This window comes from Kiloniella spongiae (assembly GCF_001026905.1).
GTDB classification, from domain to species: Bacteria; Pseudomonadota; Alphaproteobacteria; order Kiloniellales; family Kiloniellaceae; genus Kiloniella; species Kiloniella spongiae.
Genome location: NZ_LAQL01000058.1, coordinates 1 through 470, shown reverse-complemented (window position 1 = coordinate 470; position 470 = coordinate 1). Strand labels below are relative to the sequence as shown.

Annotated in this window: 1 protein-coding gene; it reads right to left on the bottom strand. The window is 48.5% G+C overall.

What is annotated here, in order from left to right; translation table 11 throughout:
• A partial coding sequence (locus tag WH96_RS22210) for a hypothetical protein (protein WP_047766188.1) occupies nt 1-470 on the bottom strand: 470 nt, incomplete at both ends.

The window sequence follows — 470 nt, the reverse complement described above, 5'->3', positions numbered from 1 at the left end:
TTCCCCAACTGTTTGAAACAAGTGATTCTGTGAATTCCTCTGCTACATTCTCTTGGGTGATTGTTAATCGCTTTAAGCAATTTTCGTTAACACCACAATAGGTGATTTCAACCAGTTTGGATGGATACAAATTACCTACATTCACATAGCCTAACTTGTAATCCGCGACGAGCGTTTCAGCTTCGTATGTCTGCACATTCTTCAGACGCTTATCCTGGGTGATCTTTGCCCCAGCCTGATACCAGGTGCGGATATCCGTGCGGTCTTCATAAACAAAACGCACAGAGGATGTGGCTGTGGTGCCCGCAGTCGCATTACCGCCGTAATCAATACGATTGATGCGGTACGAGCCGTTGGTCTGATCTTCGGTGTAGCTGTAGGTAATGGTGTTGTCTGATCGGTCAGACTGTTTGTTCAAGGCCCAGATCCGCGCTTCAGGGCGCGCCGTGCCATCCGCCTTGATGGCTTCA